Raw genomic sequence first — 16,737 nt, 5'->3', positions numbered from 1 at the left:
CAGGCTCTGGCGCAATGCCAGGGGTGGCTAACCACCCACCTGCCGAACGCCGAACGCCGTGCGGCATCGAGCAACGCGGAAGGCGCTCGCCTGGCCTCGACCAATCCGGCCTGGGCCGGCATCGCCAGCGATCGTGCGGCATCCCAATTCGCACTGCACACGGCGGCACACGCCATTCAGGATGATGCGTTCAACCGCACACGTTTTGCCGTGGTGTGTTTGCCGCAAACGCTGCCTGCCCCGCCCGCCTCTGGCAAAGACTGCGTCAGCCTCGTGGTGTCGGTGCCCAACCGTCCGGGGGCGGTGCACGACATTCTGGTTCCGCTGAAAGTCCACGGGGTTTCCATGACCCGCTTCGAATCACGTCCGGCCCGCTCGGGCCAGTGGGAATATTATTTTTATATCGACCTGCAAGGCCATCCGTCGCAGGACAACGTGCAAGCTGCGCTGGCCGATTTGCAGCAGCTTTGCGCGTTTTACAAAGTCCTGGGAACCTACCCGATCAGCGATTGATGCGGGAGCAAGGATCACATGCAACGACTACAAAAAACTCTGGTGCACCGTCATGTTTGAACAACTAGGTCTCATTGGCTGCGGTCTGATGGGTGGTTCTTTTGCGCTGGCGCTCAAGCGCGCCGGACTGGTCAAACGCGTCGTCGGCTACAGCAAATCCCCCTCCACCACGGAGCGGGCCCGCCAGATGGGCGTGATTGACGTGGAGGCGCCCTCCGCTCTGCTGGCGGTCTCGGGTGCCGACATCGTGTTGCTGGCGGTGCCGGTGTCGGCCACCGAAGCGACCTTCAAGGCCATCCGGCATCTGGTGGGGCCCAATACGCTGATCATGGACGTGGGCTCTACCAAGCGCGATGTGGTTGATGCGGCGCGGCGTGTCCTGCGTGATCACGTCGGCGCTTTTGTGCCTTGCCACCCCATCACCGGCAAGGAGCTTTCAGGGGTCGAGCATGCCGACGCAGACCTCTACACCGGCAAGCAGGTCATCCTGACGCCGATTGAGCGTACCTTCACCGTCCAGTTGCAAAAGGCAAGCGATGTCTGGACTGCATTGGGCAGTCATGTTGTAAAGATGTCGCCGCAGGCGCACGATGCGGCCTACGCGGCGGTGAGCCACCTGCCCCACTTGATTGCTTTCGCCCTGATCAACAGCATTGCAGGTCAGGACCATGGCAAAGACTACATGTCGCTGGCGGGGCCCGGCTTTCGCGACTTCACCCGGATTGCAGCCAGCGACCCAAAAATGTGGCGTGACATCCTGATTGCCAACCGCGAAGAACTGCTGGAGCAATCCAGGATTTTCCAGCAAACCCTGCAGTCGCTCGAGCAGCTGATTTCCAGTAGCAGCGGTGATGTGCTGGAAGTCCTGATTGAGCACGCCAGCGAGACGCGCGCCAGCTGGCGCATGACCTCGCAAAAAACACACAACTAAGCCCCGATCCATGTTCGATATCGAGTACCTGGATATTCCGCCACTGACCAGGGCGGCAGGCACGGTTCATCTGCCCGGGTCCAAAAGTATTTCCAACCGTGTCTTGCTGCTGGCCGCCCTGAGTCGGGGGCAAACCACGGTGCATGAGCTGCTGGCCTCTGACGATACCGCTGTAATGCTGGCGGCGCTGAAGCAGCTTGGTTGCACCGTGAAGCAAGACGGGGATATCGCGGTGATCGGCGGATTGGGGGGCCAGCTCGTCCAGACCAAAGCGAGGCTTTTTATGGGCAATGCCGGCACGGCCATGCGGCCGTTGACGGCGGCTCTCGCCCTGCTGGGCGGAGAGTTTGAGCTGTCGGGCGTGCAGCGTATGCACGAAAGGCCCATTGGCGATCTGGTCGATGCGCTCAGGCAGCTGGGCTGCTCTATTGAGTACCTCGGCAATGACGGTTTTCCACCGCTGCGTCTGCGCCCCGGCCAATTGAAGCTGGAGGACCCTATCCATGTGCGCGGCGATGTTTCGAGCCAGTTTCTGACAGCCCTGCTGATGGCACTGCCGCTGGTGGCCCGTCGCGATATCTGCATTGAAGTGGTGGGTGAACTGATTTCACGGCCCTACATTGAAATCACGCTCAACCTGCTCAAGCGTTTCGGCATCCAGGTACAACGTGAGGGCTGGCAGCGTTTTACCATCCCGGCCGGCAGCCAGTACCAGTCGCCGGGTGAGATTCATGTTGAAGGTGATGCCTCCTCTGCTAGTTATTTCATAGCGCTCGGCGCAATTGCAGAAAGCGCTAAAGGGCAAAATGGCATAGAAATTCTGGGTGTGGGCGCCGATTCAATCCAGGGCGACATCCGTTTCGTGGAGGCCGCCCGGATGATGGGCGCGCAGATCGACAGCACGCCCAACTCGCTGCGTATCTCGCGCGGCTCGTGGCCGCTCAAAGCGATTGATCTGGACTGCAACCATATTCCCGACGCAGCGATGACGCTGGCCGTGATGGCGCTTTACGCCGATGGCACCACCTTTCTCCGCAATATCGCGAGCTGGCGCGTCAAGGAAACCGACCGCATTGCCGCGATGGCCTGCGAGTTGCGAAAGCTTGGTGCCACGGTTAAAGAGGGAGCTGACTACCTCAAGATCACCCCGCCAATGCAACGGGAAGCATGGAAAGCCGCCTCCATTCGCACCTACGACGACCACCGTGTGGCCATGTGTTTTTCGCTGGCAGCGTTCAACCCGGCGCAGCTGCCGGTCAGGATTCTCGACCCCAAGTGCGTCGCCAAGACCTTCCCGGACTATTTCGAAGCCCTGTTTGCCATGGCCGAGGCGGACACCACCCATATTCCCGTGATTTGCATTGATGGCCCGACAGCGTCCGGCAAAGGAACGCTGGCCGCCCTGGCTGCCCAGCGGCTTGGCTACCACTATCTCGATTCAGGTGCCTTATACCGTTTGAGCGCGTTTGCCGCCACGCGCGCCGGCGTGGCGCTTGACGACGGCGCCGGCGTAGCGAGGATCGCGCGCGCTTTGCCGGTCCGTTTTCAGGGAGACCGGGTCTTCCTGGAGACGGAGGACGTGTCAGAGGCGATCCGCACCGAAGCCGCCGGCATGGCCGCCTCCAAAGTGTCGGCCCACCCTCAGGTTCGCAGCGCCCTCGTGGCCCTCCAGCACAGTTTCCGGCGGTTGCCCGGCTTGGTGGCAGACGGCCGGGACATGGGAACCGTTATTTTCCCCGACGCCCCGCTCAAAATCTACCTGACAGCCAGTGCCCGGCACCGGGCCGAACGCCGACATAAGCAATTGATTTCAAAGGGAAATCCAGCTACAATACCAGCGATTCTGCAAGATTTGGAGGCACGCGATGCTAGAGACATGTCTCGTCAAGCCGCCCCTTTAAAGCCTGCGGATGATGCCCGGTTGCTGGACAATTCTGATCTGTCGATTGAGAAATCGGTAGCTCAAGTGATTGACTGGTGGCAAGGTACCCGGCCCTTCTGACCCCCCAACACGTAATCCTCTCACGGGGCGTTTGGGTCAGCAGGAACACTCACGTAACCCGCGGTCTTATGACTCGTTTGACCGCACAAAACCTCACCAAACCGCCGCAAGCAGCTATAAAAACAATAGCAATCCCGCTATTGGAATCCTGTTCTGTGGATTAGGAAAATCATGTCTGAATCTTTTGCCGACCTGTTCAACGAATCACTGCAACGCTCTGAAATGCGTTCCGGTGAAGTCATCACCGCTGAGGTAGTGCGTATCGACCACAACCACGTTGTCGTCAATGCCGGACTCAAATCCGAGGCTTATATCCCCCTCGAAGAATTCAAAAATGATCAGGGCGAGCTCGAAGTCCAGGTTGGCGACTTTGTCTCTGTGGCCATCGACTCCGTCGAAAACGGCTACGGCGACACCCTGCTGAGCCGCGACAAGGCCAAGCGCCTGGCTTCCTGGATGAGCCTGGAAAAAGCCCTGGAATCCGGCGAGTTCGTCACCGGCCAGACCAGTGGCAAAGTCAAGGGCGGCCTGACCGTTCTGGTCAATGGCATCCGCGCTTTCCTGCCCGGCTCGCTCATCGACACCCGCCCCGTCAAGGACTTGTCTCCCTATGAGAACAAGACCATGGAATTCAAGGTCATCAAACTCGACCGCAAGCGCAACAACGTGGTGCTGAGCCGCCGCGCCGTGGTGGAAGCCAGCATGGGCGAAGAACGCGCCAAGCTGATGGAAACGCTGAAAGAAGGCAGTGCAGTCAAGGGCATCGTCAAGAACATCACCGAATACGGTGCGTTCGTTGACCTGGGCGGCATCGACGGCCTGCTGCACATCACCGACATGGCATGGCGCCGCGTACGTCACCCCAGCGAAGTGGTCACGGCTGGTCAGGAAATCATCGCCAAGATCCTGAAGTTCGACACCGAGAAAAACCGCGTGTCCTTAGGGTTGAAGCAGATGGGCGACGACCCGTGGATGGGCGTGAACCGCCGCTACCCGCAAGGCACCCGCCTGTTCGGAAAGATCACCAACATTGCTGACTACGGCGCGTTTGTGGAACTCGAGCCCGGCATCGAAGGTCTGGTGCACGTGTCTGAAATGGACTGGACGAACAAAAACGTCGCTCCAAGCAAGCTCGTGGCACTCGGTGACGAAGTCGAAGTCATGGTCCTGGAAATCGACGAAGACAAACGCCGTATCAGCCTCGGCATGAAGCAGTGCAAGGCCAACCCATGGCAAGAATTTGCAGTGGAAACCAAGCGCGGCGACCGCGTCAAGGGACCGATCAAGTCGATCACCGACTTCGGCGTCTTCGTGGGCCTGGCTGCCGGCATCGACGGCTTGGTGCACCTGTCTGACCTCTCGTGGAACGAACCCGGCGAAGCCGCCGTTCGCAACTACAAAAAGGGCCAGGAAGTTGAAGCCATCGTTCTGGCTGTTGACGTTGACCGCGAGCGCATCTCCCTGGGCATCAAACAACTGGATTCCGACCCGTTCACCACCTTCGTGACGATCAACGACAAGGGCGCGATTGTGACCGGCAAGGTCAAGACGGTTGATGCCAAAGGTGCCGAGATCGATCTGGGCGAAGACATCATTGGCTATCTGCGCGCCAGCGAAATCAGTCGTGACCGCGTGGAAGACGCGCGTAACGTCCTGAAAGAAGGCGACGAAGTGTCTGCAGTCGTGGTGAACGTGGATCGCAAGACCCGCAACATCCAGCTGTCGGTGAAAGCCAAGGACAATGCCGACCAGCAGGAAGCCATGGCCAACCTGAGCCAGCAATCGTCGCGTGAGAGCGCCGGTCTGACCAGCCTGGGCGCCCTGCTGCGGGCCAAGCTGGACAACACCGAAAAGTAAGGTCCTTGCGGGGCAGAGCACGCGACGTAGCGACGCTGCCCGCGTGCTCTGCCCCCAACAAGCTAGTCTTATTCCCCCATGACCCGAAGCGATCTTGTAGAAGAACTGGCAGCCCGATTCAGCCAGCTGACGCACCGCGATGCCGAATATGCCGTCAAGACCCTTCTTGATGCCATGAGCGCCGCGCTGGTGCGCGGCCACCGGATCGAAATCAGGGGTTTTGGTAGTTTTTCCATCAACCGGCGTCCGCCCCGCATGGGACGTAACCCCCGGTCTGGCGAAAGCGTGGCCATTCCTGAAAAGCGGGTGCCTCATTTCAAAACGGGGAAAGCATTGCGGGAAGCCGTCGATGCACGAACCCAGGAATTGCTGGCGGTCACGAATTCCAAGTAAGGTCTTCATGTGGTCTGGCTACAATCGCCAAGCCACTAGGAGGATTGCCAAGTGAAATACCTGATGTGGCTGCTCAAGGCAGCCATTTTTTTTACCCTATTTGCTTTTGCACTGAATAACCAGCAAACGGTTGCTGTGCATTTCTTTTTTGGCACCTTGTGGCAGGCGCCTTTGGTGCTGGTTGTTCTGGCCGCCTTCGCCTGCGGACTGGCGCTGGGTGTTTTTGTCATGATGCCGCGCTGGTGGAAAACTCGCAAAGCGGCACAACGCCACCCTTCCGGCTCCTCCACCTTCGCGACCTCCACGAATGTGACCGACAACCCCTCCTCGCTTCACCATGGAATTTGATTTCAGCTGGGTTCTGCTCGGGTTTCCGATCGCCTTCACACTGGGCTGGCTGGCCTCACGGCTGGACCTGAGGCAACTGCGTATTGAGAACCGCCAGGCGCCCAAGGCTTATTTCAAGGGTCTGAACTTTCTGCTGAACGAACAGCAAGACCAGGCCATTGATGCCTTCATTGAAGCCGTACAGAACGACCCCGACACGTCCGAGTTGCACTTTGCACTAGGCAACCTGTTTCGCCGCCGCGGCGAATACGAGCGCGCCGTACGGGTGCATGAGCACCTGATGTCGCGCGGCGACCTGACGCAGCCCGAACGCGACCGGGCACAGCATGCGTTGGCGCTTGATTTCCTCAAGGCTGGCTTGCTGGACCGCGCTGAGACCACCCTGCGCAAACTCGAAGGCACACCGTTTGAAGAAGAAGCCCGGCTCGCGCTGCTGTCCATTTATGAACGTTCCCGCGACTGGGCCAATGCCACGGAAATTGCCGCCAGGCTGGGCAGCTCCAGCCATGGCAGTTTCAACACCCGGCAGGCGCACTACCTGTGCGAGCAAGCCAGCGCCTCTGCAGCCGCTGGCGATACCGGCAAGGCACTGAACACCTTGCATGAAGCTGCGGCCATGGCACCCGCTTCAGCCAGGCCTCTGATTGATCTTGCCAAGCTGCAAAATCAGTTGGGCCAAGCCCAGGACGCATTTCAAACCTTGTTGAAGCTGGAGAAAACTGCACCGCAGGGCTTGCCGCTGGCCGCTAGTCTGCTGGTCAACATCGCCCAAAGCAGTGGTCAGCAGCTGGCCGCTCTGGCGCTTTTGAAGGCCAGCTATGCGCAAATGCCCTCCATCGATGTGATCGAGGCTATCGTCAAGCTTGAAAAAGACCCGGCGTCGGCCCGGCAGTGGTATGTGCAGCACCTCGAACACCAGACCTCCCTCGTGGCTGCCAGCAAATGGATTGCCGGTGAAAAACTCGAAAATGGACACTACCATGCGCTGGTGCAGCGCGCACTGGACCAGGCCACCAAGCCCCTGATGCGCTACCGCTGTGCGGCCTGCGGCTTTGAGGCGACCCAGCATTTCTGGCACTGCCCCGGCTGCCAGGCCTGGGACAGCTACCCGACACGCCGCATTGAAGAGCTGTAACTGCAACTAAAAATGACCTTGCAACTGACCCCAGAAAAAATTTCCTCGGCCCGCGTTCTGGTGGTGGGCGACGCCATGCTGGACCGCTACTGGTATGGCGCGGTGGACCGCATATCGCCCGAGGCGCCGGTGCCTGTGGTGCGCGTCACGCGGCAGGAAGAACGCATGGGCGGCGCGGCCAACGTGGCCTACAACATCGTGACCCTGAGCGCCCAGGCCTCGCTACTCAGCGTGGTGGGCGACGACGAGGCCAGCCATCAACTGGAGGCCCTGGTGGCCAGTTCCGGCATCAGGCCCTACTTTGGTCGCGACCCGCAACTCAAAACTACCGTCAAGCTGCGCGTCATTGGGCGACAGCAGCAGCTGCTGCGCCTTGATTTTGAAAACACGCCCGAAAACGAAGTGCTTGCGTCGCAGTCCGCCACCTTTGAAAAACTGTACCTGCAGCACGACGCAGTGCTGTTCTCCGATTACGGCAAGGGGGGCCTGGCGCACATCGTGTTGATGATTGCCCTGGCACGCGCCGCGGGAAAGGTGGTGGTGGTCGATCCGAAAGGCTCGGACTACGCACGCTACAAAAACGCCAGCGTCATCACCCCCAACCGCGCCGAGCTGGAGCATGTCATTGGCCGCTGGAGCGATGAGGCTGATTTGCGCACCAAAGCCCACAACCTTCGCACCTCGCTGAGTCTGGAAGCCCTGCTGCTGACCCGCAGCGAGGAAGGCATGACCCTGTTTGACGCACAGGGCGAGCTGCACGTGCCTGCAGTGGCCCGCGAGGTGTTCGACGTCACTGGCGCCGGCGATACCGTGATTGCCACCCTCGCCACCATGGCCGCCAGCGGCATGAGCCTGCGTGACGCGGTGCCCATCGCCAACCGGGCCGGCGGCATCGTGGTCGGCAAGTTTGGTACCGCGACCGTCAACTACAGCGAGCTCTTCGCTGCAAATTAAATCTTTCAGCGCATTGAACCCCGAGGAATCTCCCCATGAAAATCGTAGTCACCGGCGCCGCCGGATTCATCGGCAGCAATCTGGTCAAAGGGCTCAACGCCCGCGGCATTGACAACATCATTGCCGTCGATGACCTGACTGAAGGCGATAAATTCCGTAACCTGGCCGACCTGAAAATTGCCGACTACATCGACGCCGATGATTTTTACGAGCTGTTTGCCGAAGGTGCTTTTGGCCAGGTCGAGGCGGTGTTCCATGAGGGCGCCTGTAGCGACACCATGGAGCTGGACGGCAAATACATGATGGACAACAACTACACGCTGTCGTGTGAGTTGTTCCATGCCTGCCAGGACCAGGGCACCCGCCTGCTGTACGCCTCGTCAGCGGCCACCTATGGCGGCTCCGACACCTTCAGCGAGTCACCCGAGTTCGAGAAGCCGCTCAATGTCTATGGCTACTCCAAGCTGCTCTTTGACCAGCACATGCGGCGCGAACTCGGCACCAAATTCGAGAAGGCCGCAACGCAGGTAGCCGGGTTCAGATACTTCAACGTCTATGGCCCGCGCGAGCAGCACAAGGGCCGCATGGCCAGCGTGGCTTTTCATCAGTTCAACCAGTTTCAGGCCGAGGGCAAGGTCAAGTTGTTTGGCGAATACGGCGGCTACGGCGCTGGCGGCCAGATGCGTGACTTTGTCTTCATCGACGATGTAGTCACCGTCAAGCTCTGGTTCTTTGACCATCCTGAAAAGTCCGGCATTTTCAACCTCGGCACCGGCAGGGCACAGCCCTTCAACGATGTAGCCATGGCCGTCATCAACACCTTGCGTAAAGGCGAAAACGCCGGGCCACTAAACCTTGAAGACGCCGCACGCGGCGGCCTGATTGACTACATCACCTTTCCTGCAGCGCTGGTCGGCAAGTACCAGAGCTACACACAAGCCGACCTGAGCGCTCTGCGCGCAACAGGCTGTCAACATGCCTTTGCCGACGTGCAGACTGGCGTGACGGCTTACATGCACTGGCTGAGCAGCGCGAAAACCTAGGGTTTCCCCGCTTAGAAACTTCGCCCGGTGGTCAACCCGCTTGAAATCTGGCCGTTAATGAATAGGACATTTGTATTCAAATCAATGTCGCATGTGCCTAATTCAACCCATCTTCAAGGAGTTCTCTCATGTTCAAGAAATTGCTGGCGTTTTTCGCCGCCATGTCCATCGTCGCGGCGTTTGCTGCGGTTGACGTCAACAAAGCCACTGAAGCAGAACTCGACGGCATCAAGGGCATCGGTCCGGTGACCACCAAGCAGATCGTTTCCGAACGCAAAAAAAGCGAATTCAAGAACTGGGACGACTTCATCACACGCGTTAAAGGCGTGGGTGATAAAAATGCCGCCAAATTCTCCGCTGAAGGCCTGACCGTCAGTGGCGCGAGCTACAAAGGCGCCAGCGCTGCAGAAGCCAAAGCTGATGCCAAGAAAACCGGCAAACCACTTACCGAAAAAACCAAAGATGCCGCCGTGGCCACCAAAGACGCCGTCAAGGGCGCCGCTATCAGCGCCAAGGACGCCGTGAAAGAAGCCGCGAAAGACGTCAAGGCTGCAGTGACACCTAAAGCCGACACCAAGGCCAAAACTGATGCAGCCAAGCCTGCTGCCAGCGCTGCCAAGAAGTAATCTTTCAAGGCCCACCAGCCTCAAAGACCCGCCAACTGGCGGGTCTTTTATTGCTATTTTTGCCTATGGCCCAATAACAACGGGTGCAGACAGCTATTATTTTAATAGCACTTAAGCAGTTCCATCAGGTCAGTCAAGGCCATCTCTTTCCACATATCCATGCCTGCCTAGGCCAGCGCAGGGGGGTAGCTTGGCTGCGGTGGTGCGTCTGGTGTTTGGAAAGATTCATTGGGTGCACTTGGCCACAAACTGGCGGTCAATGCGGTCTTTCCAGTTCCACACCCAACGGCCTTCGAGGCTGATGCCGCCCCACGCGGCAATGGCGTAGCGCCCACCGCATATTCACCGCTTCGCGGGTGCTGCACATCGACGCGGCTGGCCACATCGTCAGCGGCAAATACATGCGGGTGACTGGTACTTTGCTGAAAACTGTTGACGGCCACGAAGCCGGCGTCATCCAGTGCCAGGCCGCTGCCCGCCAGCCACGTCCAATGGTCGAGTCATGGCGACAGCGTGACATCCCCGACATAGCCCAAGCTGTGGCCGCCAGTGTTGTCGGCGTCCGCGCCAACCAGCACTGCCTCCAGCGGTGGCACAGTGGCACTTTCATGGCCGAAGGCATGGCGGAAATCGGCGGCCAAATCCCGTGAGTGCGTGACCCACTGGCCCAGGCGCTGTTCGCCGCTGTCCAGAACGATCATGCGCACGCGATGGGTATAGGCGTTGTGAAGCAGTGTCCCAGGCGCCAGGGAATGGTCCCACACGTAGCACAGCGTGGCGGAAGGCAGGTTTTCGCCGCTGGCCGCGCGCGCCAGGCGCAGCAGGTTGCGTTCGATGAACCCCAGCTGCTCCGGTGGCATGTCGAACAGCGCACAGACCTTGAGCGGACTGTCGTCACCTTCGCGGCGCTGCAGGTCGGCCTCGCGCAGCGGCTCATCCAGCCGCCAGCGCCAGCGCAGCAGCGTGCCGGGAGCAGGAACGGCGTGCGGCAGCGGGTGCACCAAATTGCCATAGGACTTTGAAGCTTCCACACGCAGCACCGGGCGGCCGTCGATCGGGGTGATGTCAAAACGCGTAAGCGGCTTGCGCCCTTTGGGCAGGCCTACCACGCGCCACGGCGCAGGTGGCTCGGAACTGGTGGCCAAAGAGAAAGCACTCAGGGCTTGCACTGCGGGCTGGGCCAGCGCGGCAGAAGTTGCGTCGAGCGGCGCTAAATTATCATCAGAAGCAGCTCTAGCGCCCGTCCACAGAGCGCAAGCAGCTATTGAAATAATAGCGTTTCGGCACCGGGCATGGCGTGATGTGGAGCAAAGCAGCTTCATTTCAACCTCGTTTCCACGCGTGGTATTTGCGCGCCCAGCGTTGAGGCGAAGGACACCACGACAGTACCCCATGCACCGGCCGCCAGCGTCATGATGGCAGCGCCCGGCAAGGACAGCGCGGTGACGGCCACGTACACGGCAAAAAAGACCAGTGTCATCAGCACAGGCCTCTGAGTAAATCCAATGGGTAATCCGCCGGCTTTGCCGAGAAGACAGTATAAGTTCGACGCATGCTTGTCCGGTTAGTTCCCAACGCAGCCTGCCATTTGATGAGCCGCAAGGCACCGCGCCAGGCGCCTGCTGCTGAGTCAGCGCCCCGGCTTCACCCCATCTGCTATTGAATAAATAGCTTCCTGCACCCGCCCTTATTGGGCTAAAGCCTCTTTTTACTAAAAATTCTGGCCTGCACCGTCATCTGGACAGCAGTGATCAAGTGCTGCCAAAGCCCCCGCCGCCCGGCGTGTGGATTTCAAACAGGTCACCGGGTTGCATCTCGGTCTGGCCGATATGGTCCAGCGCTTCGATCTGGCCGCTGGCCCGCATGACGACGTTGCGGCCCACCTGGCCCGGCCCGCCGCCGGCCATGCCGAAAGCCCCGTGCTTGCGACCATTCGACAAAATGCTGGCGGTCATGGGCTCCAGAAATTTCACGCGCCGCACGCCGCCATTGCCGCCTGTCCAGCGCCCGGCACCGCCCGAGCCCTGGCGGATCTCGTAGCTCTCCAGCCGTACCGGAAAGCGGAACTCCAGCACCTCGGGGTCGGTCAGGCGCGAGTTGGTCATGTGGGTTTGCACCACCGACGTGCCGTTAAAACCCGAAACGACATGGCCCGTGTCGTCTGTCACGCCACCGGCGCCGGAGCCACCCGAGATGGTTTCGTAATACTGATAGCGCTCATTGCCGAAAGTGAAGTTGTTCATCGTGCACTGGCTGGCCGCCATCACCCCCAAGGCCCCATACAGCGCGTTAGTGATGCAGGTGGATGTCTCCACATTGCCCGCCACCACCGAAGCCGGCGGATTCGGGTTCAGCATGGAGCCGCCAGGGATGATCACCTTGAGCGGTTTCAGGCAACCCGCATTGAGCGGAATGTCGTCGTCCACCAGCGTGCGGAACACGTACAGCACGGCCGCCATGCACACCGCCGTAGGCGCATTGAAGTTGTTGCTTTGCTGCGCCGAGGTGCCGGTGAAGTCAATCTCGGCGCTGCGCTTGTGCGTGTCCACCCGAATCGCCACGCTGATCTGCGCGCCGTTGTCGAGCGGCAAGGTAAAGCTGCCGTCTTTCAGGTACGTGATAACGCGCCGCACCGACTCTTCGGCGTTGTCCTGCACATGGCGCATGTAGGCCAGCACCACGTCCAGACCAAACTGGTCCACCATCTTGCGCAGCTCCTGCACGCCCTTTTCATTGGCGGCAATCTGCGCTTTCAGATCAGCCATGTTCTGCTGCGGATTGCGGCTGGGGTATTTGGCCCCCACGCTTGCCACTGCGTGTGCTGTGCTGCCCCCCGGGGGGGCTGTGCCGTCTTGGGGCGGCCCGGCGACGGCATGGCCGCTTAGCAACGCGATCATCTCGGCTTCACGCAGCACACCTTGCGCGACCAGTTTGAAGTTGTTGATCTGCACGCCCTCTTCTTCAATCCGCGTTGAAAACGGCGGCATCGAACCTGGCGTGATGCCTCCGATGTCGGCATGGTGGCCGCGCGAGCCGACATAAAACGTGGGCGTATCGTTCTGAAGCGAAGTACCCACATACACCGGCGTGATCACCGTGATGTCGGGCAAGTGCGTGCCCCCGTGATAGGGGTCATTCAGCACATAGACATCGCCCGGCTGCATGGTTCCCGCGTTCTCGCGGATCACGGTCTTGATGCTTTCGCCCATGGAGCCCAGGTGTACCGGCATGTGCGGTGCGTTGGCAATCAGGTTGCCCTCGATGTCAAACAGCGCGCAGCTGAAGTCCAGGCGCTCCTTGATGTTGACCGAGTAGGCCGTGTTTTGCAACTGCAGGCCCATCTGCTCGGCAATGTTCATGAAGAGATTGTTAAACACTTCCAGCAGCACCGGATCCACCGTCGTGCCCGCTGCAAATTTAGTCGCACGCTCTCCCCGGCGCTCAAGCACCAGATGGTCCAAAGCCGTCAAGGTGGCTTCCCAGCCGGACTCGACCACCGTGGTGGTATTCTTCTCGGCGATGATGGCCGGGCCTGCAATGATGTCGCCCGGTTGCAGGTCTTCACGCACCACCAGCGCGGCATCGTGCCACTGCCCGCTGGAATACATGCGGACCGTTTCGCGGCATGGCACTTCGCGCGGCTCGTGCATCGCGTGGTGCGGCTCAGCCGGTGCATCGCCCGCCACCACCGCTTCCACCGACACGGCTTCAACGACCAAGCCTTTGCCCTGCATCAAAAAGGCAAAGCGCTGGCGGTAGGCGGCTTCAAACCCGGCTTCAATCTGCGCCACTGTCACAGCCGCGCGCCGCGCCGGGCCACCCCAAACAAGCGACGCCCCCTCGGGGGGCAGCGCAGTATGCGAAGCGACAAGCGTCGGGGCCTCATGCCAAGGCACTACCAGCGCAGAGTCACTGCCCTCGTAGCGCACATGCACGCGGCGGTGCATGGTGATGGCACCCGTACTGACCTGCTGGCGCTGCAGTTCGGCTTCAGCCGTGGCGGCCAGGCCATTGAGCTTGTCGGCAATTTCGGGCAGCGTGGCCGCCGACAGCTTGAGCTCCACCGCCTGCTCGCGAATCACGTTCTGGTCGGCCAGGCCCATGCCGTAGGCGCTTAAAACACCCGCCAGCGGATGCACAAACACCCGCGTCATGCCCAGCGCATCGGCCACCAGACAGGCGTGCTGCCCACCCGCGCCGCCAAAACACTGCAGCGTGTAGCGCGTTACGTCATAGCCGCGCGCTACCGAGATTTTCTTGATGGCGTTGGCCATCTGCTGCACGGCAATGTTGATGAAACCTTCCGCCACCTCCTCGGCGCTGCGGCCGGTCTGCACAGCCAGTTCCTTGAACTGGGCCTGCACCGCCTCAAAGCTCAGCGGCTCATCGGCATGGGGACCAAACACCTTGGGAAAGTAACGCGGCTGAACCTTGCCCACCATCACATTGGCATCGGTCACCGCCAGCGGTCCACCGCGCCGGTAGCTGGCAGGCCCCGGGTTGGCGCCCGCACTTTGCGGCCCGACGCGAAAGCGCTCACCATCAAATTTCAGGATGGAGCCGCCGCCCGCCGCCACGGTATGAATGCTCATCATCGGCGCGCGCATGCGCACACCGGCCACCTGAGTTTCAAACTCTCGCTCAAACTCTCCCGCGTAATGCGACACGTCGGTGGACGTGCCGCCCATGTCAAAGCCAATCACCTTCTCAATGCCGGCGATAGCCGCCGTACGCGCCATGCCGACGATGCCACCTGCCGGTCCCGACAGTATCGCGTCCTTGCCCTGGAAGGCATGCGCATCGGTCAGCCCGCCCGAGGACTGCATGAAAAACAGCTTGACCCCCGGCATCTCGCCAGCCACCTGCTCCACATAGCGACGCAGGATGGGTGAGAGGTAAGCATCCACCACGGTGGTGTCACCCCGGCTGACAAATTTCATCATCGGGCTGGTCTCGTGCGAGGTGCTGATCTGCGTGAAACCCACTTCCTGCGCCAAGCGCTTGGCGGCCTTTTCGTGGTTGGTATAGCGGTAGCCGTGCATGAAGACAATCGCAACGCCTCTCAGCCCATTCTGGTAGTGCGCAAGCAGCTCATTTTTTAATAGCACTTCATCCAGCGGCTGAAGGACCTCGCCTTGCGCACCCACGCGTTCCCGGGCTTCCACCACGGCGCTGTAAAGCAGTTCGGGCAGCACAATGTGGCGGTCAAACAGCCGGGGGCGGTTCTGGTAGGCAATGCGCAGCGCATCCCTAAAGCCACGCGTAGTGACCAGCAGGGTCGGTTCGCCCTTGCGCTCGAGCAGCGCATTGGTGGCCACCGTGGTGCCCATCTTCACGCAGTCCACCACATCGGCACTGACCGGCTCGCCGGCTTTCAGGCCCAGCAGATGCCGAATACCGGCGACCGCCGCATCGCGGTATTGCTCCGGGTTATCGGACAGCAGCTTGTGCGTGATGAGTGAACCGTCGGGTTTCCTGGCCACAACGTCGGTGAATGTGCCGCCGCGATCGATCCAGAACTGCCAAAGTTTTTTCATTTGAATTCCAGGATTCTTAAAAGGAAGCTGCTGCGCGCGCAGCCTGGTGGGCACGCCCAAGGCAGCCGGGCCACACCCACATCACCGCTGCGGTTAAAGTCATGCCTGCATTGTCCCGCTAACAACTTCTACCTCATCATGCTGCCTGTCATTGCAATCTGTATAGGTGCCTCTGTGGGCGCATTGTCCCGCTGGGGCCTGGCTTTGTGGCTGAGCCCCGGAGGACTCATCCCCTGGGGGACCCTGGCCGCCAATTTGATCGGCGGCTACCTGATCGGCGTGGCCATCGCCATTTTCCAGTCCATGCCCCAGCTTGACCCGGTCTGGCGCCTGCTGCTGGTCACCGGCTTTTTGGGTGGACTCACGACGTTTTCCACATTTTCAGCGGAGGTCGTGATCTTCCTGATGGAAGAACGCTACGGCATGGCCGTAGGCACTGCCCTGCTGCATGTACTGGGCTCACTGCTCATGACGGCGGTTGGCGTCAAAAGCGCTATGTTTTTTATAGCATCTCGCGCCCAATAAACGTGGGCTGCAGGTCGATTTGACTCAACAAATAATTTGACCATTCTTCGCATGAGCGAACCCTGCATTCTCCATGGAGCAGCTTTTTTTGAGCGAAACCTATTGATGGCACCACTGAAAAAGTTATACTATTGTGTAACTTTATTTGAGGTTCATGCCATGCCTACAGCAACACTTCGCACCGTTGGCGGCTCCGTCGTCATGGCGATACCCAAACGTCTTTTAGAGCTTGTTCATCTGCAATCAGGTTCACAGGTGGACATCGACGTTCAGCAAGGTCGTCTGATTGTCGTCCCGAAAAAAAAGAAACGCTACAAGCTCGCTGATTTGCTGGCGCAATGCAATCCGGCGTTGCCGATCACCGTCGATGAACAAGAATGGCTTAATGCACCTGCTGTTGGCCTGGAAGATGGCGTACAGGGGCATTGATGCGTATTCCTTCACGTGGCGAAATCTGGTTCGCAAATCTCAACCCGACAGCGGGCCGCGAGCAACAGGGATCGCGTCCTGTTCTCGTCGTATCAGAAAAAGAGTTCAACCGTCTGGGTTTGTGCATTGTTTGTCCGGTCACGCAAGGCGGTCAGCAGTCCCGCTACGCAGGCTTTGCCGTTACGCTGATGGGCACGGGCTGTGAGACCCAAGGCGTGGTGATGTGCAATCAACCTCGAACCATTGACCTGGCTGCACGCGGTGGTCGTTTTGTTGAAGATGTTGGGGACGACTTTCTTGAAGAAGTTCTTGCCCGGTTGCAGCCTATCTTTGACAGTGGCTCGTAGGCGTAAGGCCAGTGCGAATACCCCCGCTCGCGCGGGGGAACCGCCAGCGCGCAATCGGCCGATGTCGACTTTTAAAGTTTCAATCCGCGCCCGCCAT

16 protein-coding genes are annotated in these 16,737 nt (G+C 59.9%); 13 read left to right on the top strand and 3 right to left on the bottom strand.

All coding sequences use genetic code 11. From position 1 onward, the window contains the following. The 10 genes from B3F77_RS12845 to B3F77_RS12800 all read left to right on the top strand — a co-directional run. A partial coding sequence (locus B3F77_RS12845; RefSeq protein WP_293605329.1) for a prephenate dehydratase occupies window positions 1-513 on the top strand: 513 nt, incomplete at its 5' end. Between the two features lie 52 nt (window positions 514-565). After that, window positions 566-1,444: a prephenate dehydrogenase gene (locus B3F77_RS12840; RefSeq protein ID WP_293605328.1), complete on the top strand. Its 879-nt coding sequence runs from the start codon at window positions 566-568 to the stop codon at window positions 1,442-1,444. A 10-nt stretch (window positions 1,445-1,454) separates the two neighbouring features. Further along, window positions 1,455-3,446 (top strand): bifunctional 3-phosphoshikimate 1-carboxyvinyltransferase/cytidylate kinase, encoded by a 1,992-nt coding sequence (locus B3F77_RS12835; protein WP_293605327.1) that lies wholly within the window; start codon window positions 1,455-1,457, stop codon window positions 3,444-3,446. Window positions 3,447-3,617: 171 nt separating this feature from the next. Next, window positions 3,618-5,303 carry a 30S ribosomal protein S1 gene (gene rpsA / locus B3F77_RS12830; protein WP_293605326.1) on the top strand — a complete coding sequence of 562 codons (1,686 nt, stop codon included), beginning with the start codon at window positions 3,618-3,620 and terminating at the stop codon, window positions 5,301-5,303. A gap of 78 nt (window positions 5,304-5,381) precedes the next feature. Beyond that, the gene (locus B3F77_RS12825) at window positions 5,382-5,696 is read left to right on the top strand and encodes an integration host factor subunit beta (protein WP_293605325.1); all 315 of its coding nucleotides are present in this window, start codon (window positions 5,382-5,384) and stop codon (window positions 5,694-5,696) included. A gap of 51 nt (window positions 5,697-5,747) precedes the next feature. Beyond that, window positions 5,748-6,044: a LapA family protein gene (locus B3F77_RS12820; RefSeq protein ID WP_293605324.1), complete on the top strand. Its 297-nt coding sequence runs from the start codon at window positions 5,748-5,750 to the stop codon at window positions 6,042-6,044. Continuing rightward, window positions 6,034-7,179, top strand: a complete 1,146-nt coding sequence (gene lapB, locus B3F77_RS12815) for a lipopolysaccharide assembly protein LapB (protein WP_293605323.1) — start codon at window positions 6,034-6,036, stop codon at window positions 7,177-7,179. The genes B3F77_RS12820 and lapB overlap by 11 nt, the downstream gene beginning before the upstream one ends. A 12-nt stretch (window positions 7,180-7,191) precedes the next feature. After that, entirely contained in the window at window positions 7,192-8,133 is a 942-nt protein-coding gene (gene rfaE1 / locus B3F77_RS12810) for a D-glycero-beta-D-manno-heptose-7-phosphate kinase (protein ID WP_293605322.1), read from the top strand. 35 nt (window positions 8,134-8,168) lie between these two features. Then, complete coding sequence (rfaD, locus tag B3F77_RS12805) at window positions 8,169-9,176, top strand: ADP-glyceromanno-heptose 6-epimerase (protein WP_293605321.1); 1,008 nt, start codon at window positions 8,169-8,171, stop codon at window positions 9,174-9,176. Window positions 9,177-9,304: 128 nt separating this feature from the next. Next, entirely contained in the window at window positions 9,305-9,802 is a 498-nt protein-coding gene (locus tag B3F77_RS12800) for a ComEA family DNA-binding protein (protein ID WP_293605320.1), read from the top strand. 500 nt (window positions 9,803-10,302) lie between these two features. On the opposite strand, the gene B3F77_RS12795 is transcribed toward B3F77_RS12800, so the two are convergent. The 3 genes from B3F77_RS12795 to B3F77_RS12785 all read right to left on the bottom strand — a co-directional run bounded on the left by B3F77_RS12795 (window position 10,303) and on the right by B3F77_RS12785 (window position 15,339). Beyond that, entirely contained in the window at window positions 10,303-10,947 is a 645-nt protein-coding gene (locus tag B3F77_RS12795) for a DUF3047 domain-containing protein (RefSeq protein WP_293605319.1), read from the bottom strand. Window positions 10,948-11,120: 173 nt separating this feature from the next. Then, window positions 11,121-11,282: a hypothetical protein gene (locus B3F77_RS12790; RefSeq protein WP_293605318.1), complete on the bottom strand. Its 162-nt coding sequence runs from the start codon at window positions 11,280-11,282 to the stop codon at window positions 11,121-11,123. A gap of 271 nt (window positions 11,283-11,553) precedes the next feature. Next, a complete protein-coding gene (locus tag B3F77_RS12785; protein ID WP_293605317.1) occupies window positions 11,554-15,339 on the bottom strand; it encodes a hydantoinase B/oxoprolinase family protein in 3,786 nt (1,261 codons plus the stop codon). A 135-nt stretch (window positions 15,340-15,474) separates the two neighbouring features. Between B3F77_RS12785 and crcB the strand changes: the two genes are divergently transcribed. The 3 genes from crcB (at window position 15,475) to B3F77_RS12770 (ending at window position 16,640) form a co-directional block, all read left to right on the top strand. Then, a complete protein-coding gene (gene crcB, locus B3F77_RS12780; protein ID WP_293605333.1) occupies window positions 15,475-15,864 on the top strand; it encodes a fluoride efflux transporter CrcB in 390 nt (129 codons plus the stop codon). A gap of 159 nt (window positions 15,865-16,023) precedes the next feature. After that, on the top strand, window positions 16,024-16,293 hold the full coding sequence (locus B3F77_RS12775) for an AbrB/MazE/SpoVT family DNA-binding domain-containing protein (RefSeq protein WP_293605316.1): 270 nt from the start codon (window positions 16,024-16,026) through the stop codon (window positions 16,291-16,293). Further along, window positions 16,293-16,640, top strand: coding sequence for a type II toxin-antitoxin system PemK/MazF family toxin (locus B3F77_RS12770; protein WP_293605315.1), 348 nt, complete (start codon window positions 16,293-16,295; stop codon window positions 16,638-16,640). Before B3F77_RS12775 ends, B3F77_RS12770 begins: the two co-directional genes overlap by 1 nt. The last annotated feature ends 97 nt before the right edge of the window (window positions 16,641-16,737 follow it).

This window comes from Polaromonas sp. UBA4122 (assembly GCA_002381615.1).
Taxonomy (GTDB): Bacteria; Pseudomonadota; Gammaproteobacteria; order Burkholderiales; family Burkholderiaceae_C; genus Polaromonas.
This window is presented reverse-complemented; position numbering and strand designations above follow the sequence as displayed.